Raw genomic sequence first — 24,447 nt, forward strand, 5'->3', positions numbered from 1 at the left:
GCGGGGCCGGCGGCTCCTTCGCCCGCCGCCCTCAGGCGAGCCAGTCGGGCAGGCGGTCGAGGCGGATCAGGTCGTCGTAGCTCGGGCGCGGGCGCACCACCGCCGAGCGGTCGCCGCTCACCAGCACCTCGGGCACGAGGCGGCGGCTGTTGTAGGTGCCGGCCTGGACCGCGCCGTAGGCGCCCGCGCTCATCACCGCGATGAGGTCGCCCGGCACCACCGCCGGCATCTCGCGGCCGAGCGCGAGGTAGTCGCCGCTCTCGCAGACCGGGCCGACCACGTCCGCCGTCAACCGGGGCGTGTCGGGGGCGGGCTCGCGCAGGGGCCGCAGGGCGTGGAAGGCCTCGTAGAGCGTCGGGCGGATCAGATCGTTCATCGCCCCGTCGACGATGACGAAGGTCTTCTCGCCCGTGGGCTTCACGTAGATCACCCGGGTGACGAGGATGCCGGCATTGCCCGCGATCATCCGTCCGATCTCGAAGACCGGACGCAGGCCCAGCGGCTTGAAATGCGGGCGCAGGATCTCCGCCAAAGCCGCCGGGTCGGGCGGGGGGGCGTTGTCGTCGCGGTAGGGAATGCCGAGTCCGCCGCCGAAATCGACGTGGTGTAGCCGGTGCCCGTCGGCGAGGAGGTCGCGGGCGAGTTCGCAGAGCAGGCGGGCGGCGTTGTCGAAGGGGGTCAGGTCCGTGATCTGGCTGCCGATATGCGTGTCGACGCCGGTGATCGACAGGCCCGGCATCCGAGCCGCCGCGGCGTAGACCTCGCGGGCGCGGGAGATCGGGATGCCGAATTTGTTCTCGGACTTGCCCGTCGAGATCTTGGCATGCGTCCGCGCGTCCACGTCCGGGTTCACCCGGATCGAAACCGGAGCCTTCTGCCCGCGGGAGGCGGCGACCTCGGACAGGGCCGCGAGTTCGGGTTCGCTCTCGACGTTGAAGCAGAGGATGCCGGCGTCGAGGGCGGCGGCCATCTCCTCGCGGGTCTTGCCGACGCCGGAGAAGACGATGCGCTCTCCCGGCACGCCCGCGGAGAGCGCCCGGCGCAGTTCGCCCTCGGAGACGATGTCCATGCCCGCGCCCTGGCGGGCGAGCGTGGCGAGCACCGCCTGGTTCGAGTTCGCCTTCATGGCAAAGCAGACCAGCGCGTCGTCGGCGGCGAAGGCCTCGGCGAAGACGCGGTAATGCCGCTCCAGGGTGGCGGTGCTGTAGCAGTAGAACGGCGTGCCGACGGCCTCCGCCAGCGCGGTCAGATCGACGTCCTCGGCGTGGAGGCGCCCGTCCCGGTAGTGGAAATGGTGCATGTCCGGACAATCCGCCGCCGCGGGCCTCGCCGGTCCCACGGGACCGGGCCGTCGCGCCCAGTGGCTCTAAGGGGTGTGGGGTGCTCTCCGGCGGGCGGAGCGCATCCTACAGGATCGCGTCGAGGATGAAGGGTTCCTTCGGGATCCGGTAGCCGCGCTTGCTCCCGCGGGAGGTCGTGACCGGAACGGCATCCCCGCCGGGAGGGATCGCCGCGGGGTTCAGCTCGTCGCCCGCCAGGACGGCGTCCGCCTCGGGCGCCGCGCCGCGATCGCCGACGGAGACCGTGCTGCCCGGCAGGCTCCGGGCCGAGGCGGGTGCCCCAGGGCGCACGACCGGGGCGGTCTCGGAGACGGCCGCGCCCGGCGGCTCCAGGCTGCCGCGCCGGCCGCAGGCCGAGCAGGTCAGGGCGAGGCCGAGCGCGATCAGGATCGGAAGGCGGGAGGAAGGGGCGGACATCGGCATTTCCGGCTTGGCGGCGGCGCCAGCTTAACCGTTGGCCGCGCGCGGCGCGAGCCCGCGGCCGCGGGGACTCCTCAGCTCTTCTTGTTGCCGCGCGCCGAATCCTTGGGCGGCGTGTAGGCGTCGATCGCCCGGCGGCAGTTCTCGGAGAGCTTGGACCAGTTGGTCTTGAAGCACTGGTCGGTCGCCGGATCGTCCGGGTCGAGGTTGCCGCAATAGCTGAGATAGTCGCCGGTGCAGTACTTCTTGAGCGTCTCGTTGCCGCGCTTCGACTGCTGCGCCTGCGCCGGGGCGGCCAGCAGGACGGCCGCGCCCGTCAGGGCGAGAACGAAGGGCGTCAGCTTCAAGGCCATGATGTTCGCTCGATCGCGGTTGTGGGAATATCCGGCGCGATGATGCCCCCGCATGTCCGCAACAAGGCGGCCCCGGGGCAAACGCAAGGTGGATCGGTGCTTACGGGCTCCCGGGAAACGCCGCAAGGGAGATGGCCCCGGCGGCCGCCCGCGCGGTGCGTTTCGGCTCCCGGCGGCTCAGCCCTCGGCGAGCGCGGGGGCCGGTGCGGAGGCCGGGAAGGCGCCGACCTGGGGCAGGCGCTCGCGCCGGGCCAGGGCATCGGCCACCTCGGCGATGCGGCGGCGCAGCTCGGCGGTGTCGTCGCCTCCGCGGGCGGCCAGCGCGGCCTGCGCCGCCGCGAGCTCCGTGCGCAGTCTGTCCAGCTCGGCGCGCAGCGTCCCGGTCTCGCCCGCCTCGTCCTCGGAGGCGAGGGCGGCGGGCTCCCCTTGCGTGCGGCGGGCGCGCTTGAGGTCGTCGAGGATGGTGCGGTGGGCCTCCTCCAGGGCATGGAGGGTGGTGAGCCCGGTCTCGCCCTCGGCACGGGCCTGGGCGAGATCCCGGTCGAGGCCGGCGATGCGTTCGAGGGCGCGGGCCACCTCCGCCTCGCTCAGGAGGCGGGCGGCGATCGCGGCTTCCGCCTCCATGGTGCGAGTCCCGATCGCGGCCATGTCGGCGTGGCGGTGGGCGGCGACGGCCTCCACCTTACGCTCCAGCCGGCGCTGCGCCACGGCGAATTCTGCCCGGAGATGGTCACGCTCGGCCACCACCTCGGAGACGCTCACCGGCAGGGTCGCCTCGATCCGCCGCCGGGCGAGGCGGGCGGCGCGGGCGTTCACCGTCGGCAGGATCGTCAGGGCGCACAGGCTCGCCACAAGGAAGCCGAGCCCGAAGATCATCACGGTCTCGATCACGTCGGGGGGCCCTCACGCCGCCTCGGCCGGCAAGTCCGGCCGCTGCGTCTTTTGCCCGTCTTGCCCGCGGGGAGGCAAGCGGCCTTCGGTCGCGCCGCGAGGCCACGCCCGCGGCTTCGCGCGAGAAGGCGGACCCGAGGAGAAATCAGAACGGGTTCCAGGTCGGACGGCCGGTGAACTTCAGATAGCCGACATTGATGCCGAGCCGGGCGCCGACGCCGGAGCGGATCGGCACCACGATGACCCCGCCATCGGTCACCGCGGTCATACCGAAGCCGCCGATGAAGTAGGCCGAGCCGTCCACCCCGCCGAAGCGGCGGTAGAGGTCGCGCACGGCGGGCAGGTTGTAGACGAGCATCATGGTGCGCGCGCCGTCGCCGCCGACATCGAAGCCCAGCGTCGGCCCCTGCCAGTAGATCCGGCGCTGCCCGGCATTGCGGGTATAGAGCGTGCCCTCGCCGTAGCGCAGGCCGCCGACGATGGCGCCCGAGGCCTCCTGACCGAGGATGTAGCCGTTGGGCTCGCCCCAGCGCCGGGTCGCCTCCTCGACGGTCAACGCGAGGCCGCGCGACACGCTGCCGAAGAAGCGGTGCCCGTTCTCGACGATCTCCCGGGGGCGGAACGAGTCCGGGCGGACGCTGTCGTCCTGATAGGCCAGAGCGGGGACGGCACCGGCCAGGAAGCCGCCGGACAGCCCGGCCGAGAGGCCGAGCAGGGCGGTGCGGCGGGTGGTGCCCCTACGGATGGGATCGTGCGGCATGTCGGTCTCCCTATCCCCGCGCGCGGGCGCTCCCGCCCGGCGGGCACGACATCGCCGCAGGGAGTGCGCAATCTCGGGACCGATCAAGTCAAGATTGGGTTAACAGGCGATTAAGCCTCCCGCCGACCGGAGGCTCAGGCGCCACCCGCCCGGCGAAGGTCGAAATACGACACGGCGCTGCGCGGCGGCAGGGCGAGCGCATCGCAATAGGCCGCCGAGCCGAGCGCGGCGAAGGGTCCGTTGCGGTAGAAGCGGTCGCGATGCCCGTAGGTGACGAGGGCACCGCCGGGGCCGATCACGCGCCCTCCGGCCATGGTCAGGACATGGTCGCCGGCGGCCGTGTCCCACTCCATGGTGGGGGCGCAGCGCACGTAGATGTCCGCCTCGCCCGACGCGATCAGGCAGAACTTCACCGCCGAGGAGGCGACCCGCCGCTCGCCGACCGCCAGACGCTCCAGGCAGGCATCGGTCTCGCTGTCGCCGTGGCGGCGGCTGATCAGGGCGACCGGACCCGAAGCGGGCGCCGCGCGCACCGTCACCGGATGGAAGGCCCCGGGCCGGCCCTCGCGGATCGGCGCTTCGCGGGCGCTCGTGCCCGCCGCCCAGACCCGCCCGAGACCCGGCGCCGCCAGAGCCGCGGCCACCGGCCGTTCGCCCTGCACGAGGCAGATGTTGACGCAGTACTGCTCGTGGCCCGCCAGGAAGTCGCGGGTGCCGTCGAGGGGATCGACCAGGAAGAACAGCGGCGCGGGTTGCGCGGCGCACGAGGTCTCCTCCGCGATCACCGGGATGTCGGGATAGGCCCGCGCCAGGGCTGCGACGATCAGGGCCTCCGAGCGGGTGTCGGCGAGGCTGGCCGGCGAGCCGTCGGGCTTGATCACGTGCGGGCAGTCGCTGCCGTGATAGCCCTTGAGGATCCGCCCGGCCTCGCAGGCGATGGCGGCGAGCCGCTCGGCGATGGCGTCGCGCATCGGCTCCGGGACGGGTACCGTCAGGGACACCGGCTCGCAGGCCTGGACAGGGTCAGACGCGGTCGCTGGCGCAGACATGCGAGTGTCATCTCACGGCAAAGACCGGCTTGTCGACCGGCGGGCGCACAAATCGGCGTGGCCTCCGTATCCGCTACGCTGCCCCCAGTTGCCCTATTGGTCGAGGCGGCGCGAAGGCCGCGCGACGGACGCGGCTTTCCAAAGCGTGCGTCCGTGACTATTCGCTTGGCTCAACCGGTGCCTGCGGCGTCCGAGAAGCGGGCTGCCCCGCAACGGACGAGGCCGCGCGACACCTTTCGATATCCGGGAACGGAGCGTGCCATGAGCGGTCCCACCAGCCTCACCCTCGACGCCCTCGATCTCTCGGCGCTGCTGTGCTCGCGCGTGTGCCACGACGTGATCAGCCCGATCGGCGCCATCGTGAACGGCCTCGAAGTGCTGGAGGACGACGACGACCCGTCCATGCGCGAGTTCGCCCTCGACCTGATCCGCAAGAGCGCCCGCACCGCCTCGGCCCGAATCCAGTTCGCGCGCATCGCCTTCGGCGCGGCCGGCTCGGCCGGCGCCTCGATCGATCTGGCCGATGCGGAGAAGGTCGCGCGGGCCATGTTCGCCGACGAGAAGACGCAGATCACCTGGAGCGCCCCGCAGGCCCTGTTCCCGAAGAACAAGGTGAAGCTCCTGCTCAACCTCGTGGTGATCGCGTCGAGCGCGATCCCCCGCGGCGGGGTGATCGACGTGGCCGTGACCGGCGGCGGCGACGCACCCCGCTTCGTCCTGCGCGCCAAGGGCAGCCATGCCCGCATTCCGGCCCATGTCGAGGCCCTGATCGCGGGTACGCCCGAGGGCGGCACCGTCGATGCCCACGGCATCCTGCCCTTCTATGCCGGCCTCGTGGCCCGCGCCGCGGCGATGGACGTGCGTTTCGCTATCGAGGGCGACGAGGTGACGGTGACCGCCAAGCCGACCGAGGCCGGGACGGGGCTGCCCGGCGCGCCCGCGCCGAGCGTCGAGGACGAGCGCCCCTCCGACAGCGCGCCGCCGGACACGCAGCTCGCCTGAAGCGGCCCTCCCCGTGGGACTGTGCCGTCCCACGGAGTGGATTCCTTATAAGGGGTGGCCGGGAAGAGTCTTTCGGTCGCCTGAAGCGACGAACAATTGTGAATTTAAGCGCCGCCGCAACGCTTCACTAACTTTCCAAGGCGAGAGTGCTCGTCGCACGTCCGTTCGTGCGCGTAGACGAGTATCCCCCATGGACGATCTGCTTCGCGAGTTCCTGGTCGAGAGCGCCGAGCACCTGGACACGGTCGACGCGGAGCTTGTTCGGTTCGAGCAGGATCCGAACAACCAGCAGATCCTGCGCAACATCTTCCGGCTGGTGCACACCATCAAGGGCACCTGCGGCTTCCTCGGTCTTCCGCGCCTGGAAGCTTTGGCCCACGCCGCCGAAACGCTGATGGGGCGCTTTCGCGACGGTTATCCCGTCAGCGGCTCCTCGGTGACGCTGATCCTTGCCACCCTCGACCGTCTCAAGGCGATCCTCGCCGATCTGGAGGCCACCGGCTCCGAGCCCGCGGGGGGCGATTCCGATCTGATCGACGCCCTGGAGCAGATGTCCTCCGAGGAGGCGCCCGCCGCCGCTGCGCCGCCGTCCTTGCCGGTGCTGCAGGCGCTGCCGGCCATCGTCGAGCGCGAGCTGAAGCCCGGCGAGGTCTCGCTCGAGGATCTGGAGCGCGCCTTCATGGAAGCGCCCGGCCCCGACGATTTCGCCAGCGAGCCGCCTGCGCCGGTCGCCGTGCCGAAGGTCGAGATGGCGGCGGCGATCGCGGCCGAGCCCGCCGCCCCCGCCCGGGAGCCGGAGCCGGCCGCCGAGCGGTCCGCGCCGTCGGCCTCGGCAGCCGCCGAGGGCGGCGAGGGCGGTGTCGCCAAGGTGCAGACGATCCGCGTGAACGTCGACACCATCGAGCACCTGATGACGATGGTGTCCGAGCTGGTGCTGACCCGCAACCAGCTCCTCGAGATCGCCCGCCGCCACGAGGATTCCGGCTACAAGGTCCCGCTGCAGCGCCTCAGCCACGTCACGGCCGAGCTGCAGGAAGGCGTGATGAAGACGCGCATGCAGCCGATCGGCAATGCGTGGCAGAAGCTGCCCCGGGTCGTGCGCGACCTCTCGGCCGAACTCGGCAAGGGCATCGACCTCGTGATGTCGGGCGCCGAGACCGAGCTCGACCGGCAGGTGCTCGACGTCATCAAGGACCCGCTCACCCACATGGTGCGCAACTCGGCCGATCACGGCATCGAGTCCACCAACGAGCGCATCAAGGCCGGCAAGCCCGCCCGCGGCTCGATCCGCCTCTCGGCCTATCACGAGGGCGGCACGATCACGATCGAGATCGCCGACGACGGCAAGGGCCTCGACCTCGCCGCGATCCGCAAGAAGGCGATCGAGCGCAACTTCGCGCCCGCCGCCGACATCGAGCGGATGACCGATGCGCAGGTCGCGAAGTTCATCTTCCACGCCGGCTTCTCCACCGCCAAGGCGATCACCTCGGTCTCCGGCCGCGGCGTCGGCATGGACGTGGTCAAGACCAACATCGAGACCATCGGCGGCGTGGTCGACATCGCGACCGAACTCGGCCGCGGCACCACCTTCACCATCAAGATCCCGCTCACCCTGGCCATCGTCTCGGCGCTGATCGTCAAGGCGAACGAGCAGCGCTACGCCGTGCCGCAGATCGCCGTGCTCGAACTGGTGCGGGTCGATCCCAAGAACGACAACAAGAGCACCAACACCATCGAGCGCATCCACGGCGCGCCGGTGCTGCGCCTGCGCGAGCGGCTCCTGCCGATCGTCACCCTGGACGGGCTGATGCGCGGCCAAGCCACCGTCGAGGAGGGCGAGGTCGTCGAATCCGGCTTCGTGGTGGTGGCCCAGGTCGGGCGCCAGCGCTTCGGCGTCCTCGTGGACGAGGTCTTCCACACGGAGGAGATCGTCGTGAAGCCGATGTCGTCGAAGCTGCGGCACATCCCGCTTTTTGCCGGCAACACGATCCTCGGCGACGGCGCCGTGGTGCTGATCGTCGATCCCAACGGCGTGGCCAAGCTAGTCGGCCAGAGCGCGCAGTCCGGCGCGGCCACGGAGACGGAGGCCGAGGAGATCGAGGCGGGCGACGCCAAGGCGACGCTCCTCGTCTTCAAGGGCGGCGCGGGCGGCTTCAAGGCGGTGCCGCTCTCCCTCGTCACCCGTCTGGAGGAAATCGACGCCTCCAAGATCGAGCATCTGGGCGGGCGCCCGCTCATCCAGTACCGCGGCCGCCTGATGCCGCTGGTCCCGGCCGATCCCGGCATCACCCTGCGCTCCGAGGGCAACCAGGCGCTGGTGGTGTTCTCCGACGGCGACCGGGCCATGGGCCTCGTGGTGGACGAGATCGTCGACATCGTCGAGGAGCGCCTCGACATCGAAATCTCCGCCGACCGCTCCGACCTCATCGGCTCGGCGGTGCTGCGGGGCCGGGCCACCGACATCATCAACATCGCCCACTTCCTGCCGCTCGCCTACGACGACTGGGCGCGCGGGCCGCGCAAGACCACGGTCAAGGCGCCCTCGCTGCTGCTCGTGGACGACTCGGCCTTCTTCCGCGACATGCTCACCCCCGTGCTCAAGGCGGCGGGCTACGGCGTCACGATCGCCGCCAGTGCCGACGAGGCGTTGGCAGCCCTCAAGGGCAATCCGGGCATCGACCTCGTGGTCAGCGACCTCGACATGCCCGGCCGCAGCGGCTTCGACCTCGTGGCCGCCATGCGCGGGGCCGGCGGTCGGCTCGCCGAGATGCCGGTGATCGCACTGACCGGCACGGTCGGGGCCGACGCCATCGAGCAGGCACGGCGCCTCGCGATCAGCGACCTCGTCGCCAAGTTCGACCGCAGCGGCCTGCTCGCCGCCCTGTCCGAGATCGGTGAAGCCGGCCCGTCCGGCGACGCCCGCGCCGCCGCCTGAGACACGAACGGACCGGAAGAGGAGCCGCCGCCATGCAGGCCGCCAACGCCAACACCGTCGCCACCGACACCACCGACTACGTCACCGTCTTCGTCGGCGAGACCATGTTCGGGCTCACCATCGACCGGGTGCACGACGTGTTCGTGCCCGCCGGGATCACCCCGGTGCCGCTCGCACCCAAGGAGATCGTCGGCCTGCTCAACCTGCGCGGCCGGGTCGTCACCGCCCTGTGCCTGCGCCGACGGCTCGGCATCCCGGCCCGCGAGGCGGGCGCGGCGGAGATGGCGATCGGCCTCGAGCAGGCGGGCGAGACCTTCGCGCTCATCGTCGACGGCGTCGGCGAGGTCTTGAAGCTCGGCGCCGACACCCAGGAGCCGGTTCCGATCAACCTCGATGCCCGCTGGCGCGACATCTCGCTCGGCGTCCACCGCCTGGACGGTCGCCTGCTCGTGATCCTCGACGTCGACGCGCTGCTCGCCTTCGGCGATGCCCGCGACGCCCAGGTGGCCTGAGGTGGAGGCCGCCCCGATGAAAACCGCTTCCACCCGAACCGCCCTGATCGTGGACGATTCGGCGGTGATCCGGAAGGTCGCCCGCCGCATCCTGGAGACGCTCGACTTCAGCGTCCGCGACGCGGAGGACGGCGAGACGGCTCTGGCGATGTGCGCCGAAGCGATGCCCTCGGTGATCCTGCTCGACTGGAACATGCCGAACATGGACGGCTACGAGGTGCTGCGCCAGCTGCGGCAATCCTCCCGCGGCGACCAGCCGAAAGTGCTGTTCTGCACCACCGAGAACGATGTCGGCGCCATCGCCCGGGCGCTGCGCGCGGGCGCCGACGAGTACATCATGAAGCCTTTCGACCGCGAGATCCTGACGGCCAAGCTCGATCAGGTCGGCCTCGCGACGCACCCGTCCGAGGCGGCCTGACCCCCTTCTCGCGGCTGCGGGGACCGCAACGGCCCCCGCCTTCCCTCCTCGATCCGGAAGCGAACCCCCCATGTCGGCCTTTCCCGCCGTCGCCCACGCTCCGGCCGCGCGCAGCCCGGTGAAGGTGCTCGTCGCCGACGATTCCGCCGTGGTGCGCGGCCTCGTCTCGCGCTGGCTCGGCGAGGCGGGCCACGAGGTCGTCGCCACCGCCCCCAACGGGCGCGCTGCGGTCGAGGCCCTGGCCCGTTGCGCCCCCGACGTGGTGCTCCTCGACATCGAGATGCCGGAACTCGACGGCATCCAGGCCCTGCCCCTGATGCTCGCCAAGCAGCCGGGCGTGCAGGTCGTGATGATGTCGACCCTGACCCAGCGCAACGCCGACGTCTCCCTGCGCTGTCTGGCTCTCGGCGCGGTCGACTACATCCCCAAGCCCGAGAGCAACCGCGGCGTCACCACCTCGGATGGGTTCCGCAACGACCTCATCGAGCGCATCCGCGTATTCGGCGCCGCCCGCGCCCGGCGCAGGCCCGGTCCGACCCCGGTCGAGAGCGGCTCCGCGGCGGCGCCCGCCGCGCCGGCCGTCTCGCGCCTGTCCGGCACGGTGACTTTGCGTCCGAAGCCCCGCACCGTGGCGGCGCCGCGCGCCCTGCTGATCGGTTCCTCGACCGGCGGCCCGCGGGCGGTCGGCGAGGTGCTGGAGAAGATCGGCGCGGCCACCCTGCGGCGCCTGCCGGTGCTGATCGTGCAGCACATGCCGCCGGTCTTCACGGCGGTGTTCGCCGAGCATCTCGGCGCGCGGATCGGCCTGCCGGCGGCCGAGGGCAAGGCCGACGAGCGGGTCCAGCCCGGCCGGATCTACGTCGCGCCGGGCGGACGCCACATGCGGCTGTCCGGCTCGGCCACCGAACCCGTGATCCGCCTCGATGACGGGCCGCCGGTGAACTTCTGCCGCCCGGCGGTCGACGTGATGTTCCTCGACGCCGCCGCCCTCTACGGCGGGGCGACGCTCAGCGTCATCCTCACCGGCATGGGCTCGGACGGCACGGCGGGCAGCCGCGCCCTGGTCGAGGCCGGTGGCACCCTGCTCGCCCAGGATGAGGCGACGAGCACGGTCTGGGGCATGCCCGGCAGCGTCGCCAAGGCGGGCCTGTGCCACGCCGTCCTGCCGCTGCCCGAGATCGGGCCGGTCCTGCGCCAGGCGATCGCGGAGCGCGGGTGATGACGGAGGCGGATTTCACGTTCCTGCGCGATTATCTCAGGAAGCGCTCGGGCCTCAGCCTCGGCGGCGAGAAGCGCTATCTCGTCGAGAGCCGGCTCTCCCCCGTCTGCCGCCGCTTCGGCATCGGCACGCTGGCCGACCTCGTCGGCACCCTGCGGCTGTCGCGGGAAGGCCCGCTGGAGCGGGCCGTGGTCGAGGCGATGACCACCAACGAGACCTTCTTCTTCCGCGACCGGGCGCCCTTCGACCTGTTCCGCGACGTGCTGCTGCCCCGGGCCATCGCCGCCCGCGCCTCGGTGCGGCGCCTGCGGATCTGGTCGGCCGCCGCCTCCACCGGCCAGGAACCCTACTCCCTGGCCATGCTGATCCACGAGGCCGCCGCCCAGCTCGCCGGCTGGCAGATCGAGATCGTCGGCACCGATCTCTCGACGGAGGTGCTGGAGAAGGCCCGGCTCGGCCTCTACAGCCACTTCGAGGTGCAGCGCGGCCTGCCCGTGCAGCTCCTCGTCAAGCACTTCACGCAGGTCGGCGAGCAGTGGCGGATCAGCCCCAAGATCGCGGGCATGGTGAGCTACCGGCCGCTCAACCTGCTGCAATCCTTCGAGCATCTCGGTCAGTTCGACATCGTCTACTGCCGCAACGTGTTGATCTACTTCGACGCGCCGACCAAGGCCGACGTGCTGCAGCGGATCGCCAAGGTGCTCGCGCCCGACGGAGCCGTGCTGCTCGGGGCCGCCGAAACGGTGATCGGCCTCACCGACGCGCTGGCGCCCGACGGCGAGCATCGCGGCCTCTACCGCCATCCCGCCACGAGCGCGCGGGCGCCCCTGCCCCACCGCCTCGCCGCAGGCTTCTGAGAGACACCCGTCTCGCGGCAGGCCGCGGGATCGGCTAGCCTCGCCCCATGACGCGCGACCCGCCCCGACTGCTGCCTTGCGGGGACACGGCCTTTACCATCGAGTTCGGCACGCGGATCGACGCCGGGGCGAACGCCCGCGTGCTGGCCCTCGACGCGGCCCTGGCCGAGCGGGGCTGGCCCGGGCTGCTGGAGACCGTGCCGACCTACCGCTCCCTGACCGTGCATCTCGATCCGTTACGCGCCGATCCGGCCGAACTCGGCCGCGCGGTGCTGGCGCTCGCCGCCGAGGCGCTGGCGCCCGTACCGTCCCGGCGACTGTGGCGGATTCCGGTGGTCTATGGCGGCGATTTCGGCATCGACCTGGAGGCTGTCGCCGCCCATCACGGCCTCGCGCCCGAGGCGGTGATCGAGCGCCACAGCGCCCCCGAATACCGGGTCGCGATGATCGGCTTCCTGCCGGGCTACGCCTATCTCGAAGGGCTCGATCCCGGCCTCGCCCTGTCGCGCCGCCCGAGCCCGCGGCCCCTCACGCCTGCCGGCACCGTCTCCATCGGCGGCGCGCAGGCGCTGGTGGCGAGCATCGCCGCGCCCAGCGGTTGGCACCTGCTCGGCCGCACGCCCGAGAAAACCTTCGTGCCGGGGCGCGAACCGGTCTTCCTGCTGCAGCCCGGCGACCGCGTCCTGTTCGTGCCGACCCCGCCGGAGCGCTGGGACGTGCTCGCCGCCGCGGCGGAGGCCGGCGAGCCCGTGGCCGAATTGTGCGAGGCATGAACGCTCGCCTGCACGTCATCCGCCTGACCGGCGCGGCCTCGCTCCAGGACGCGGGACGCCGCGGCTTCCTGCGCTACGGCCTCTCCGCCTCCGGGCCGATGGACCCTCTCGCCCATGCCGCCGCCAACCGTCTCGTCGGCAACGGGCCGGGGGCGGCGGCGATCGAGCTGGGGCTCGCAGGCGCGCGCCTGCGGGTCGAGGGCGGAGCGGTGCGGCTCGCGCTGGCGGGCGCGCCGAGCGTGCTGCGCCTCGACGGCGAGATCATCGCCGGCCACCGCTCCTTCGTGGTGCGGGAGGGCTCGGAGCTCGAGATCGAGCGGCCCCGTGAGGGTGTGTTCGCCTCGCTCGCGGCCGGCGGCGGCTTTGCCGTGCCCCCCGTGATGGGAAGCCGGTCGCTGCACCAGCGGGCCGCCCTCGGCGGGCTCGACGGGCAGCCCCTGCGCGAGGGCGACCGCCTGCCGCTCGCCCCCTTCCCGCCCGGCGGCGCAGCCGAGCAGGCTCTCGATCCGGTTCCGCTGGAGCGGGAGGCTCCCATCCGCGTCGTGCTCGGGCCCCAGGACGACCTGTTCTCGGAAGCCGGCCTCGCGACCTTCCTATCGCAGGATTTCACCGTCTCGAACCGGGCCGACCGCATGGGCTACCAGCTCGACGGACCCGAGATCGCGCACGGCCCGGGCGGCTTCAACATCGTCTCCGACGCCACCGTGGCGGGCTCGGTGCAGGTCCCGGGCTCGGGCCGGCCGATCGTGCTGCTCGCCGACCGCCAAACCACCGGCGGCTATCCGAAGATCGCCACCGTGATCTCGGCCGACCTGCGCCGGATCGCCCAGCGGCGCCCCGGCGAGCGCCTGCGCTTCGCGCCGGTCGATCTCGAAACCGCTACCCGCCTCGCCCGTGCGCAGGGGGCGCTCCTGGCGGGGCTGGCCGCACGGCTGCGGCCGGTGGCGGGCGTGGCCGAGCGGCTGATGAGCGCCAATCTCGCGGGCGAGGCGGTGGACGCCCTGCGCGCCGGAGATTGAGGTCCTGCGCGAAACGGATTCTTCGGGGACGCGAAGGCCTCTCGCGCGTTGTCGGCCCATGTCACGCGCTTCCCCGACCATCGCCCCGACTCAATCCGAGCCGCCCCGCCTCGGCTTCTGCTGCACCTTCATCCCCGATCCGGACCCCACCCATAAAACCCTCAAGGCGGCCAAGGACGCGGCCAAGCTGATGAATCTCGGCACGGTGACCATGGCGCATCTGGAGCGCCTGGGCCCGACCGCACGCGTCGAGAAGCTGACGGGGGTGGTGCGCCACAACCTCGCGGCCCTGGAGCGGCAGATCGCCTGGGTCTCGGCCCGCCCGCCCCTGGAGCGGCTGCTGCGCATGGCGAGTTCGGTCCTGCCGGGCTACACCCATCCGGTGGCGCAGCCGCTCTACGCCGAGCCCGCCCTGCGCGCCCTGATCGAGACCGGGCTTGCCCGCATCGGCGAGCGGGCGCGGGCGGGCGCCGTGCGGCTCAGCATGCATCCCGGCCCGTTCTGCATCATCGCCTCGCGCAATCCGCCGGCGCAGGAGAACGGCATCGCCGAGCTGGAGTACCACGCCGAGGTGATGGCGATGCTGGGCTACGGCTCCGGCTGGCACCCGCACGGGGCGCATGTGAACATCCATATCGGCGGGCGCGAGCCGGGCATCGAGGGATTTCGCGAGAGCCTGTCCCTGATCTCGCAGACCGCGCGCGACCTGCTCACCGTCGAGAACGACGAGTCGCTGTTCGGCCTCGACGCGGTGCTGCGCCTGGGCGACCGGGTGCCGGTGGTGCTCGATCTCCACCATCACTGGGTCGAGAGCCGGGGCGAGTATATCGAGCCCGACGATCCCCGTATCCGGGCGGTCATCGCCTCCTGGCGCGGGGTGCGGCCTGTGAGCCATGTCAGCGTCTCGCGCGAGACGGTCCTGCCCGACCACGACCCCTCTACCCTGCCGGACTTCGCCGCGCTCTCGGGCGAGGGCCATTCCTGGCGCGATCTGGCGGCGCATTCCGACCTGATGTGGAACGAGGCGGTCAACGCGCTCGTCGCCCGCCATCTCGCCTGGAGCGACTTCGAGATCGAGGCCAAGGGCAAGAACCAGGCGAGCGTGCCGCTGGCCGCGCGGATCGGGCGGGACCTCTCGCTGGCCGCGGCCTGAACGGCCGCGGATCGGCCCTGCCTCAGGTCAGGCTCCGACGCTCAACACGCTCGCCATGATCGTACCGTAGTGGCAGGCGGTCGCGGCGAGCACGAAGGCGTGCCAGATCGCGTTCTGGAACGGCAGGCCGCGCCAGACGTGGAAGACCACGCCGCCCGAATAGAGCAGGCCGCCGGCGGCCAGAAACCACAGGGCGGAGGGGGTCAGCCCCGAGATCACCGACTCGTAGGCCAGCACGCCGCTCCAGCCGAGCATCAGGTAGAGCACGATCGAGACCCGGTCCCAGCGCCCGGGCATCAGGATCTTGATGGCGATGCCGGCCAGCGCCACCGCCCAGATCAGGGCGAGCAGGCTCCAGGCGACGGGGCCGGAGCCGACCAGGGCCACGACCGGCGTGTAGGTGCCGGCGATCATCAGGTAGATGAAGGCGTGGTCGAACCGGCGCAGGATCCACTTGCGCGGGCTGACCGGCCACATGTTGTAGGCCGCGGACGCTCCCAGCATCGCAACCATCGCGGTCGCGTAGACCAGCAGAGAGGCGCGCTCGATCCAACCAAGATGGGTGAGGGCCGCCGTCACGACCAAGCAGATCGCCCCGAGAAGTCCGAGAACGACACCCGCGATATGGACCGCCCCGTCCGCCCGCAATTCGCTGGGCGTGTAGTTCCAGGTCAGCGCAATCGGTCGTCCGTCCTCAGCCAGAAACATCCTCTGCCCCTGTGTTGGCGAGGTATTTAAGTCTTGGCAGATGCGACTCGTTCCATAGCCGGACTACCGAGATGCGATCTCTCCACAGGAATTACGCCGCCGACGACTGAGCTCGTGCTGTGCGGCGCAAGGTAAGACGCTTTTTGTGCTGCAGTGCCGTCCGGCCGCGCGGGATCCCTTCCTCAGGATCGGGACCGATGGCGACGGTTTCGTGACCCCGCCCGTGGGCGGAGCAGGTTTCGCGCCACTCGCGGTCCCGCGCGGGCGGGGTCAGGCCCCGCGGCCGGCGAGCGCTTCGAGGCCGATCGGCACCGTGCCTTCGGCGGGCGCCCGGGCCGCGCGCACGCCGAGGCTGAGGCGGGCATGGACGGTGGCCATGATCAGCACCGCCATGGCGAAGACCTGATGGGCGAGCCCCGCCCAGAGCGGCACCTGCAAGAGCAGGGTCACGATACCGAGGCCCATCTGCGCCACGACGAGGGTGGCCACCCCCATCGCCCGGCCCCCGACCCCGCTGCGGACGGCCTGGGCCGCGTGGGCGAGGGCCGCCAGCACGACGAGATAGGCGAACAGGCGGTGGTTGAGCTGCACCAGGGCGAGGTTGTCGACGAAGTTCTCGATGAAGGGCACCTTGTCGAAGAGGATGCGCGCGGGCGGGACGAGCATGCCGTCCATGTCGGGCCAGGTGTTGTAGAGCAGCCCCGCCTTGGAGCCGGCCACGAGCCCGCCGAGCCAGATCTGCACGAGCACCAGCGCCGGCAGCAGGCAGGCGACGATCCGCACCGGTTCGGGGGCCGGGGCGAGGGCCCGCGCCCGGGTGCCGGCGGCGAGCCAGACGAGGCCCGCCAGGATCAGACTCGCGGTGGTGAGGTGCAGGGCGAGCTTGAGGGGGGCCACCGCCGTCATGCCGGGCTGAAGGCCCGAGGCGACCATGATCCAGCCGATCGCCCCCTGGAGCCCGCCGAGCAGGCCGAGGCCGAGCAGGCCCAATAGCAGCCGTCGGCCGAGCATGCCGCGCCACCAGAACCACGCGAAGGGCAGGAAGAAGACGAGGCCGACGAAGCGCCCGAGCAGGCGGTGGCCCCATTCCCACCAGTAGAGCGTCTTGAAGCCGTCGAGGCCGATGCCCTGGTTGAGGATGCGGAATTGCGGCGTGTCGCGGTACTTGTCGAACTCCGCCGCCCAATCAGCCGCGCTGAGCGGTGGCACCACGCCCGTCACCGGTCGCCACTCGGTGATCGAGAGGCCCGAGCCCGTGAGCCGCGTCGCCCCGCCGACCGCGACCATCGCCACGACGAGCACGGCCAGGAGGTAGAGCCACGCGCGGACCGCGCCGCGCCCGGGGCGGCCCGAGCCCGCCGGAACGGCGTCGAAGCGGTCGGCGGTGGAAGCTGTCGACAGTCTCATGGTCTCGCGTGCCCGGTCCGGCGGCTTTGGAGCGCTTTGGAGCGAAGAGCGCCGGGCGTGGCTTACGGGAAGCACGGCCCCGTGCGCAACGCGGCGTATGACGCAGCCGCCCGGCGTTGCGGGGGAGGCCCGAGGTCGGTACGACCCTTTTTCGGCGCGCAAGCGCCCTGCCCCCGACACGAGAGATGCAAGGCCCCATGCGCCGCCGCTCGCGCACCCTGCTCGGAACCTTCGGCATCCTGGTCTTCGTGATCGTCTATGCGCCGCTTGCCATGGCGCTCGCCGACAGCCGCATCGCGGAGACGCATCCGGCGGTGCAGACGGTGATCTACTCGATCCTCGGCATCGCCTGGATCTTCCCCCTGATGCCGCTGATCCGCTGGATGGAACGGCCCGACGAATAGGCTGCGAGACCGGAAGCCCCTTTTTTCGCCGCACTCTGGCGAGAAGACAGAGCCTTCTACGCTCAAGGTTCGCTTCCGAAAGTCGTCCGTCGCCCATGCGCCGTCGTCTGCCCCGGCTCCGGCCGCACGTCCTCTTCAGCCTCTGCCTCGTCACCCTCACCGCGCCGGCGGCGGCCCAGGGCGCGCCGCGCTCCATGGCGGAATGCGAGCGGCTCAAGAACGACCTCGCCTACAACCAGTGCCTCGCCATGTTCGGGCCGCCCGCCCGGAACGTCGCGAGCGGCGGCGGCTACACCTCCGGCAGCGATCCGGCGCCCAGCACGTCCTCGGTCGCCTCGACCGCGACGATCCCCGGCATCCCCTCCGTCGAGGAGCCCGACATCGAGCCCGCCCGGAGAAGCCGGCGCGGGCGCGCGAGCCGCCGGCACGGCCGGGCCAGCGCCAGCTTCGATGTCGGCAGCGTCGAGAGCGGCACGGGGGAAGCGGATTCCGGCCCCTCGCGCTCGCGCCGCCGTCGCCGCTGAGGCGCGCTCAAGCCACGTTGAGCCGCCGCCCGCGGTTCCAGGCCAGGAACGGCACGCCCGAGATCAGGCTCGCGAGTGCCGCGTCGGTCTGGTGCAGCCCGTTCACCGAGACCCGCGGCAGGGCGTGGAGGTGGCGGCTGTGCACCGTGAATAGGTGGCCCGGCCGGGTCGTCACCGCGGTGGCGAAGCCGAGTCTTTCTGCCATCGCGAACTCTCGCGGCCCCGCCGAAGTCGGGTCGCCGACGGGATAAGAGAGGTGACGCACCGGGCGATCCAGCTCTGCCGCGATCCGTGCGCGGCTCTCGGCGATCTCCCGTTCCGCGAAGGCAGGATCGTGCTTGGCGAGCATCGGGTGCGAGAGCGTGTGCGCGCCGATGGTGACGGACGGGTCGCGGGCGAGATCGCGCAGCGCGTCCCAGCCCAGGCACAGGTCGCGGGCGATCTCGCCCGGCGCGAACCCGGCCTCGCGGCACAGGCGCGCGATCTCCTCTAGCAGAACCGGTTCGGGCCCGGCCCGGAGGCTGCGGTAGGTGGCCTCGAAGGCGGTCGTCTTCTCCGCATCCGTCCGCGCGGGCAGGACGAGGCCGTCCAGGCGCACCGTGTCGAGCCGGGCGATGGCCCGCTCGAGCTCGATCCACCACAGCCGCCCCCGCCCGTCGGCGAAGTCGCTCGTGACGAACAGCGTCCAGGGCGCGGCGTGGCGGGCCAGTACCGGCCGCGCATGCTCGACATTGTCGCGGTAGCCGTCGTCGAAGGTCAGCACCGCGAAGGGCCGCCCGCCGGGCGGCTCCGCCAGCCGTTCGGGCACGTGGTCGAGGCCGATCGTCTCGAAGCCGCGGGCGGCGAGCAGGCTTAAGGTCCGGTCGAGGAAGTCGGGGGTGATCGACAGGAGCGCGTTGGGCGCGAAGGCCGCCGCCGGCTCCGGGCGGACGTGGTGGAAGGTGAGGATCAGTCCGCGCCCCCGGGCGGCGGGAGCGAGCCAGCGGTCGGCGCCGCTCGCGGCGACGGCGCGGAAGCCGGCGCGGAACAACCGGTGGCGGGTGCGGGGCGACAGCATGGTGCGTGGGGCGGCCAGAGCGCCGGGGAGCCCCGGCCGGAGCGAGGCTAGCGCGAAACGCGAAAAGCTTTCGTTACCCATCCCCGCAGATCGATCATGCCCGTCAACCGGGGTTTGAGGCCGGCCGGGCGAGGGTCGCGTCCAAGACATTGTTTCAGCGCGCAAAGTGTCCCGGCCGCTCGCCGGCGGCGGGCGCCCGCGCCGGGAGATCTGGACATGGCGGCTCTGGCCGAAAACCTGGTGGTCGGCGAGGCGGTGCGCCCGCATCGCGGCGGCCTCACCGCGGAGGTATTCTCCGATCTCGCGGCGGTCGAGGGGCTCTGGCGCGGGATCGAATCCGATCCGGCGGTGCTGATGACGCCCTACCAGCGCTTCGACTGGGTCGCGGCTTATCTCGGCGCCCGGATCGAGGCCGGTGCGGCGCCCCGCATCCTCGTGCTGCGGGACGAAAGCGGGCGCGCCCGCGTGCTGATCCCGCTCGTCGTCGGGCGCCGCGGGCCCTTGCGGGTCGCGCGGGTGGTCGGCGACCGGCACGCCAATTTCCACATGCCGCTCTTCGCCTCCCGCGAGGCGGCGGCGATGCGGGCGGAGGATCTGACCGAGGCGCTGGTGCGGGCGGGCCGCGCGGCGGGCATCGACGCCTACGCCTTCGCCAACCAGCCTCGCTTCTGGGACGGCGTGCCGAACCCTCTGGGCGCAGGTGGGCTGGCCGCTCCGAGCGACGCCTACGGCATGCTGCTCGGGCCCGATGCCGAGGCGACCCTGCGCCGGGTGTTCAGCGGCGACACCCGCAAGAAGCTGCGGGCCAAGGAGCGCAAGCTCGTGGAAGTCCTCGGACCGGTCGAGCATCGCGTCGCCCGGACGTCGGAGGCGGCAGCCGAGATCCAGGCGGCCTTCTACGCGCAGAAGGCCGCGCGCTTCGCGAGCCTCGGCGTCGCCGATCCCTTCGCGGAACCGGCCGTGCAACGCTTCATCGCCGCCGCGACGACGGGCGAGGGCGAGCGCGCACCGGCCGTCGAAGTCCACGCCCTCGTGGCGAGCGAGAGCGGGCGCATCCTGGCGACCTTCGGCGGCGCCGTGGACGGCGCACGCTTTTGCGGGATGTGGACCTCGTTCGATACCGACCCTGACCTCGGCCGCTACAGCCCCGGCGAGATCCTGCTGCACCGGCTCGTCGGCGATCAGGCGGCGCGGGGGCGGCGCGCCCTCGACCTCGGCGTCGGCGAGGCGGGCTACAAGGCCAAGACTTGCGACGAGACGATCGAACTCGTCGAGCAGGTCGTGCCGGTCAGCCCCCTGAGCCACGGGCTCGTGCTGGCCTCGGGGCTGGCGGTGCGGCTCAAGCACCGCATCAAGCGCTCGCCGCGGCTCTGGGCGGCGGCTCAGCGCTTGCAGCGGCTGCGGCGCTAGGCACCTGTCCGCAGGACGGCGGAGAGCACCCGGTCTCCGTCGGATCGATGTCTTCAGCCCTCTGCCGTCACTACGAGCGAAGCGATGACGGCAGAGGGTGCGTCGTAATGGAAGGACCGCCCGGGCGGATCAGAAGCCGCGGTTGGCGATCGAGGGCAGCGAGGGCTGGGTGTAGGCGCGGTTCACGTCGCGGCGGCTCTGCGTGCCGTTGGTGTCGGAGGAGTTGCGATAGTTGCTGCTGTCGAAGGCCGAGGACAGGCCGGGGCCGCCGGAATCCGTGCTGTTGCAAGCGGACAGGCCGAGGCCCAGGGCCACGGCGAGAAGGAGGAGCGTGGGGCGCATCGAGACGTCCTTTGGAAGGCGGGGCGTCCCCGCGGATCGCAAAGGCGTGCCGCGCCGCGCCCCCCCGCGGCAAGGGAAAAGTGGCGGCGCGGGAGCGTTCCCGCGCCAAGTGTGACCTATTCGGCGTGACCTATTCGGCAGCCGCCTTGAGGTAGCGGGCCGGATCGTAATTGAGGATCGGCCCGAGCCAACGCTCGACCGCGGCGATGTCCATGCCCTTGCGCAGGGCATAATCCTCGACCTGATCCCGCTCCACCTTGGCGACGCCGAAGTAATGCGCGTCCGGATGCGCGAGGTAGAGGCCCGAGACCGAGGAGCCCGGCCACATGGCGTACGACTCGGTGAGCTTCACGCCGATGCGGCTCTCCGCCTTGAGAAGATCGAACAGCGTCACCTTCTCGGTGTGGTCGGGCTGGGCCGGGTAGCCGGGCGCCGGCCGGATGCCGTCGTACTTCTCGTGGACGAGTTCGTCCGCGGTGAACGCCTCGTCCGGCGCGTAGCCCCAGAACTCCCGGCGGACGCGCTCGTGCATCCGCTCGGCGAAGGCCTCGGCGATGCGGTCGGCGAGCGCCTTGACGAGGATCGAGCGGTAATCGTCGTTCGCCCGCTCGAAGCGCTCGGCGATGCGCACCTCTTCGAGCCCCGCGGTCACCACGAAGGCGCCGACATAGTCGGCGATGCCGGTCTCGGCCGGCGCCACGAAGTCGGAGATGCAGGTGTTGGGACGCCCGTCGCGCTTCGACAGCTGCTGGCGCAGGCCGTGGAAGGTCGCGAGCGTCTCCTGCCGGCTCTCGCCTGTGAAGAGCCGGATGTCGTCGCCGACGCTGTTGGCCGGCCAGAAGCCGATCACCGCCTTCGGGTTGAACCAGCGCTCCTCCACGATCTGCTTGAGCATGGCCTGCGCGTCTTCGAACAGCGCCCGCGCCGCTGGGCCCTGATCGGGATCGTCGAGGATCGCGGGGTAGCGGCCCTTGAACTCGTAGGTCTGCAGGAACGGCGTCCAGTCGATGTAGGGAACGAGGTCGGCCACCTCGTAGGACCCGTAGACGCGGGTGCCGGTGAAGCTCGGCTTCTTCGGGGCGTAGCCCGACCAGTCGACCTTGAAGGCATTGGCCCGGGCTTTCGCCAGCGGCAGGCGCTGCTTGTCGAGTTCCGAGCGGGCATGCGCGTCGGCGACCTTGCGGTACTCGGCGCGCACCTTCTCGATGGTCGCCCCGCGGGTCTCCTTCGAGATCAGGCTCGACACCACGCCCACCGCGCGGCTCGCATCGGTGACGTAGACCGCCTGGCCGCGATCGTAGGCCGGGTGGATCTTCACCGCGGTGTGGACGCGGCTCGTGGTGGCGCCGCCGATCAGCAGCGGCATCTCCATGCCCTCGCGCTCCATCTCGGCGGCGACATGCACCATCTCGTCGAGCGAGGGGGTGATGAGGCCCGAGAGGCCGACGATGTCGACGTTCTCGCGCTTGGCCGTCTCCAGGATCTTGGCCGTCGGCACCATCACGCCGAGATCGATGATCTCGTAATTGTTGCAGGCGAGCACGACGCCGACGATGTTCTTGCCGATGTCGTGCACGTCGCCCTTGACGGTGGCCATCAGCACCTTGCCGGCGGCCCGGCGCTTGCCGTCGCCGCCATTGGCCCGCTTCTCCTCCTCCATGAAGGGTTCGAGATAGGCCACCGCTTGCTTCATCACGCGGGCGGACTTCACGACCTGGGGCAGGAACATCTTGCCGGAGCCGAACAGGTCGCCGACCACGTTCATGCCGGCCATCAGCGGACCCTCGATGACGTGGAGCGGACGCTCGACGCCCGTTCGCGCCTCTTCCGTGTCCGCGATGATGTACTCGGTGATCCCGTTGACCAGCGCGTGCTCGATGCGCTTCTCGACCGGGGCCTCGCGCCAGGAGAGGTCGGCGGTCTTGGCCTGGGCCGAGGCGCCGGTCTTGAAACGCTCGGCGGCCTCCAGCAGGCGCTCGGTGGAATCGTCGCGCCGGTTGAGGACCACGTCCTCGCAGAGTTCGCGGAGTTCGGCCGGGATCTCGTCGTAGACGGCCAGCTGGCCGGCATTGACGATGCCCATGTCCATGCCGGCCTTGATGCAGTGGAACAGGAACACCGCGTGCATCGCCTCGCGCACCGGCTCGTTGCCGCGGAAGGCGAAGGACAGGTTCGAGACGCCGCCGGAGATGTGGGCGTGGGGCAGGGTCTCGCGGATCGTGCGGGTCGCCTCGATGAAGGCGACGCCGTAGGGGTTATGCTCTTCGATACCCGTGGCGACGGCGAAGATGTTGGGGTCGAAGATGATGTCTTCGGGCGGAAATCCGACCTGCTCGGTCAGGATCTTGTAGGCCTTGGTGCAGATCTCGACCTTGCGCTCGTAGGAGTCCGCTTGGCCCTGCTCGTCGAAGGCCATCACGACGACCGCCGCGCCGTAGGAGCGGCAGACCTTGGCGGCCTCGATGAACTTTTCCTCGCCCTCCTTCATGGAGATCGAGTTCACGATCGGCTTGCCCTGGATGCACTTCAGCCCGGCCTCGATCACCTCGAACTTCGAGGAATCGACCATCACCGGGACGCGGGCGATGTCGGGCTCGGCGGCCACGAGATTGAGGAACTCGACCATCGCCTTCTGACTGTCGAGCAGGCCCTCGTCCATGTTGACGTCGATGACCTGGGCCCCCGCCGCGACCTGATCGCGAGCGACGTCGAGGGCAGCGGCGTAATCGCCGTTGGTGATGAGCTTGCGGAATTTGGCCGAGCCGGTGACGTTGGTGCGCTCGCCGACGTTGACGAAGGGGATCTCCTTCGTGAGCACGAAGGGCTCCAGACCCGAGAGCCGCATCAGGCGCGGGATCTCGGGGATTTCGCGCGGCTTCTTGTCGGCGACGGCCTCGGCGATGGCGCGGATGTGGTCCGGGGTGGTGCCGCAGCAGCCGCCGACCATGTTGACGAGACCGGAGGCCGCGAACTCGCCCACCAGCTTGCCCATCGCCTCCGGGCTCTCGTCGTAGAGGCCGAATTCGTTGGGGAGACCCGCATTCGGGTAGGCGCAGACCAGCGTGTCGCAGATGCGCGCGAGTTCGGCGATGTGGCCGCGCATCTCCTTGGCGCCGAGCGCACAGTTGAGGCCGAAGGTCAGCGGATCGGAGTGACGCAGGGAATTCCAGAAGGCGCCGGGCGTCTGGCCGGACAGAGTGCGGCCGGACAGATCGGTGATGGTGCCGGAAATCTGGATCGGCAGGCGGATGCCGGTCTCCTCGAAGACCTGCCACGCCGCCGCGATCGCCGCCTTGGCGTTGAGCGTGTCGAAGATCGTCTCGATCAGGATGAGCTCGGCGCCGCCGTCGATCAGCCCGCGCACCTGCTCGACATAGGCCTGCTTCACCCCATCGAAGGTGACGGCACGGTAGCCGGGATTGTTCACGTCCGGCGAGATCGAGAGCGTGCGGTTGGTCGGGCCGATGGCGCCGGCCACGAAGCGGCGGCGGCCGTCCTGTTCTTCCGCGAGCTTGGCCGCCTCGCGGGCGAGGCGTGCGCCCTGCGCGTTCAGCTCGTGGATGATCGATTCCATGCCGTAATCGGCCTGGGCGATCGTGGTCCCGGAAAACGTGTTGGTCTCGCAGACGTCGGCGCCCGCGAGGAAGTAGTCGAGGTGGATCTGCCGGATCGCATCGGGCTGCGTCAGGATCAGGAGGTCGTTGTTGCCCTTCTGATCGTGCCCGTGATCCTTGAACCGCTCACCCCGGAAGTCCTCCTCCGTGTACTTGAGCCGCTGGATCACGGTGCCCATCGCCCCATCGAGGACGAGGATCTTTTCGGACGCGCGCTGGCGCAGCGCGCGCTCGATTTCGGCGCCGTCGACGGGGGGGAAGGTGGTCATTCTTGCTATCT

23 protein-coding genes are annotated in these 24,447 nt (G+C 71.1%); 12 read left to right on the forward strand and 11 right to left on the reverse strand.

The window, feature by feature from the left end:
- Nucleotides 1-31: 31 nt before the first annotated feature.
- From lysA to BY998_RS03835, 6 genes are all read right to left on the reverse strand, one after another.
- A complete protein-coding gene (lysA, locus tag BY998_RS03810; RefSeq protein ID WP_110350307.1) occupies nt 32-1,300 on the reverse strand; it encodes a diaminopimelate decarboxylase in 1,269 nt (422 codons plus the stop codon).
- A 106-nt stretch (nt 1,301-1,406) separates the two neighbouring features.
- Nucleotides 1,407-1,757 carry a hypothetical protein gene (locus BY998_RS03815; protein ID WP_110350308.1) on the reverse strand — a complete coding sequence of 117 codons (351 nt, stop codon included), beginning with the start codon at nt 1,755-1,757 and terminating at the stop codon, nt 1,407-1,409.
- 77 nt (nt 1,758-1,834) lie between these two features.
- Complete coding sequence (locus tag BY998_RS03820; protein ID WP_110350309.1) at nt 1,835-2,113, reverse strand: 3',5'-cyclic-nucleotide phosphodiesterase; 279 nt, start codon at nt 2,111-2,113, stop codon at nt 1,835-1,837.
- A gap of 177 nt (nt 2,114-2,290) precedes the next feature.
- The gene (locus tag BY998_RS03825; protein ID WP_110350624.1) at nt 2,291-2,989 is read right to left on the reverse strand and encodes a hypothetical protein; all 699 of its coding nucleotides are present in this window, start codon (nt 2,987-2,989) and stop codon (nt 2,291-2,293) included.
- A 160-nt stretch (nt 2,990-3,149) separates the two neighbouring features.
- Nucleotides 3,150-3,764 (reverse strand): DUF1134 domain-containing protein, encoded by a 615-nt coding sequence (locus BY998_RS03830; protein ID WP_110350310.1) that lies wholly within the window; start codon nt 3,762-3,764, stop codon nt 3,150-3,152.
- 134 nt (nt 3,765-3,898) lie between these two features.
- Entirely contained in the window at nt 3,899-4,813 is a 915-nt protein-coding gene (locus BY998_RS03835; protein WP_110350311.1) for a 3'(2'),5'-bisphosphate nucleotidase CysQ, read from the reverse strand.
- A gap of 261 nt (nt 4,814-5,074) precedes the next feature.
- On the opposite strand from BY998_RS03835, the gene BY998_RS03840 reads away from it, so the two are divergent.
- The 9 genes from BY998_RS03840 (at nt 5,075) to BY998_RS03880 (ending at nt 14,701) form a co-directional block, all read left to right on the forward strand.
- A complete protein-coding gene (locus BY998_RS03840) occupies nt 5,075-5,815 on the forward strand; it encodes a histidine phosphotransferase family protein (protein ID WP_110350312.1) in 741 nt (246 codons plus the stop codon).
- 190 nt (nt 5,816-6,005) lie between these two features.
- Nucleotides 6,006-8,750, forward strand: a complete 2,745-nt coding sequence (locus BY998_RS03845; RefSeq protein WP_110350313.1) for a hybrid sensor histidine kinase/response regulator — start codon at nt 6,006-6,008, stop codon at nt 8,748-8,750.
- Nucleotides 8,751-8,782: 32 nt separating this feature from the next.
- Nucleotides 8,783-9,262 (forward strand): chemotaxis protein CheW, encoded by a 480-nt coding sequence (locus tag BY998_RS03850; protein WP_110350314.1) that lies wholly within the window; start codon nt 8,783-8,785, stop codon nt 9,260-9,262.
- Between the two features lie 16 nt (nt 9,263-9,278).
- Nucleotides 9,279-9,680, forward strand: coding sequence for a response regulator (locus BY998_RS03855; protein ID WP_110350625.1), 402 nt, complete (start codon nt 9,279-9,281; stop codon nt 9,678-9,680).
- 70 nt (nt 9,681-9,750) lie between these two features.
- The gene (locus BY998_RS03860; RefSeq protein ID WP_110350315.1) at nt 9,751-10,899 is read left to right on the forward strand and encodes a chemotaxis response regulator protein-glutamate methylesterase; all 1,149 of its coding nucleotides are present in this window, start codon (nt 9,751-9,753) and stop codon (nt 10,897-10,899) included.
- Entirely contained in the window at nt 10,899-11,756 is an 858-nt protein-coding gene (locus BY998_RS03865) for a protein-glutamate O-methyltransferase CheR (RefSeq protein WP_110350316.1), read from the forward strand. Before BY998_RS03860 ends, BY998_RS03865 begins: the two co-directional genes overlap by 1 nt.
- Nucleotides 11,757-11,803: 47 nt before the next feature.
- Nucleotides 11,804-12,529, forward strand: a complete 726-nt coding sequence (pxpB, locus tag BY998_RS03870; RefSeq protein WP_110350317.1) for a 5-oxoprolinase subunit PxpB — start codon at nt 11,804-11,806, stop codon at nt 12,527-12,529.
- Nucleotides 12,526-13,548, forward strand: a complete 1,023-nt coding sequence (locus BY998_RS03875) for a biotin-dependent carboxyltransferase family protein (protein WP_110350318.1) — start codon at nt 12,526-12,528, stop codon at nt 13,546-13,548. The genes pxpB and BY998_RS03875 overlap by 4 nt, the downstream gene beginning before the upstream one ends.
- A gap of 58 nt (nt 13,549-13,606) precedes the next feature.
- Nucleotides 13,607-14,701 carry a UV damage endonuclease UvsE gene (locus BY998_RS03880; RefSeq protein ID WP_110350319.1) on the forward strand — a complete coding sequence of 365 codons (1,095 nt, stop codon included), beginning with the start codon at nt 13,607-13,609 and terminating at the stop codon, nt 14,699-14,701.
- A 27-nt stretch (nt 14,702-14,728) separates the two neighbouring features.
- Here the strand turns inward: BY998_RS03880 and BY998_RS03885 are convergent, their stop codons facing one another.
- Complete coding sequence (locus tag BY998_RS03885; RefSeq protein ID WP_110350320.1) at nt 14,729-15,409, reverse strand: hemolysin III family protein; 681 nt, start codon at nt 15,407-15,409, stop codon at nt 14,729-14,731.
- 270 nt (nt 15,410-15,679) lie between these two features.
- Complete coding sequence (locus tag BY998_RS03890) at nt 15,680-16,816, reverse strand: COX15/CtaA family protein (protein WP_110350321.1); 1,137 nt, start codon at nt 16,814-16,816, stop codon at nt 15,680-15,682.
- A gap of 197 nt (nt 16,817-17,013) precedes the next feature.
- On the opposite strand from BY998_RS03890, the gene BY998_RS03895 reads away from it, so the two are divergent.
- Together BY998_RS03895 and BY998_RS03900 are read left to right on the forward strand one after the other, a co-directional pair.
- On the forward strand, nt 17,014-17,220 hold the full coding sequence (locus tag BY998_RS03895) for a DUF2842 domain-containing protein (protein WP_110350322.1): 207 nt from the start codon (nt 17,014-17,016) through the stop codon (nt 17,218-17,220).
- A 95-nt stretch (nt 17,221-17,315) separates the two neighbouring features.
- Nucleotides 17,316-17,744: a hypothetical protein gene (locus BY998_RS03900; RefSeq protein ID WP_110350323.1), complete on the forward strand. Its 429-nt coding sequence runs from the start codon at nt 17,316-17,318 to the stop codon at nt 17,742-17,744.
- Nucleotides 17,745-17,751: 7 nt separating this feature from the next.
- On the opposite strand, the gene BY998_RS03905 is transcribed toward BY998_RS03900, so the two are convergent.
- On the reverse strand, nt 17,752-18,801 hold the full coding sequence (locus BY998_RS03905; RefSeq protein ID WP_110350626.1) for a polysaccharide deacetylase family protein: 1,050 nt from the start codon (nt 18,799-18,801) through the stop codon (nt 17,752-17,754).
- Between the two features lie 216 nt (nt 18,802-19,017).
- Between BY998_RS03905 and BY998_RS03910 the strand changes: the two genes are divergently transcribed.
- Nucleotides 19,018-20,211, forward strand: a complete 1,194-nt coding sequence (locus tag BY998_RS03910; RefSeq protein ID WP_110350324.1) for a GNAT family N-acetyltransferase — start codon at nt 19,018-19,020, stop codon at nt 20,209-20,211.
- A gap of 129 nt (nt 20,212-20,340) precedes the next feature.
- Here BY998_RS03910 and BY998_RS03915 read toward each other — a convergent pair whose 3' ends face one another.
- Together BY998_RS03915 and metH are read right to left on the reverse strand one after the other, a co-directional pair.
- Nucleotides 20,341-20,553, reverse strand: a complete 213-nt coding sequence (locus BY998_RS03915; RefSeq protein ID WP_110350325.1) for a hypothetical protein — start codon at nt 20,551-20,553, stop codon at nt 20,341-20,343.
- A 130-nt stretch (nt 20,554-20,683) separates the two neighbouring features.
- Nucleotides 20,684-24,436: a methionine synthase gene (gene metH, locus BY998_RS03920; RefSeq protein ID WP_110350326.1), complete on the reverse strand. Its 3,753-nt coding sequence runs from the start codon at nt 24,434-24,436 to the stop codon at nt 20,684-20,686.
- Between the last annotated feature and the right edge of the window lie 11 nt (nt 24,437-24,447).

This window comes from Methylobacterium sp. B4 (genome assembly GCF_003201865.1).
Lineage (GTDB): Bacteria > Pseudomonadota > Alphaproteobacteria > Rhizobiales > Beijerinckiaceae > Methylobacterium.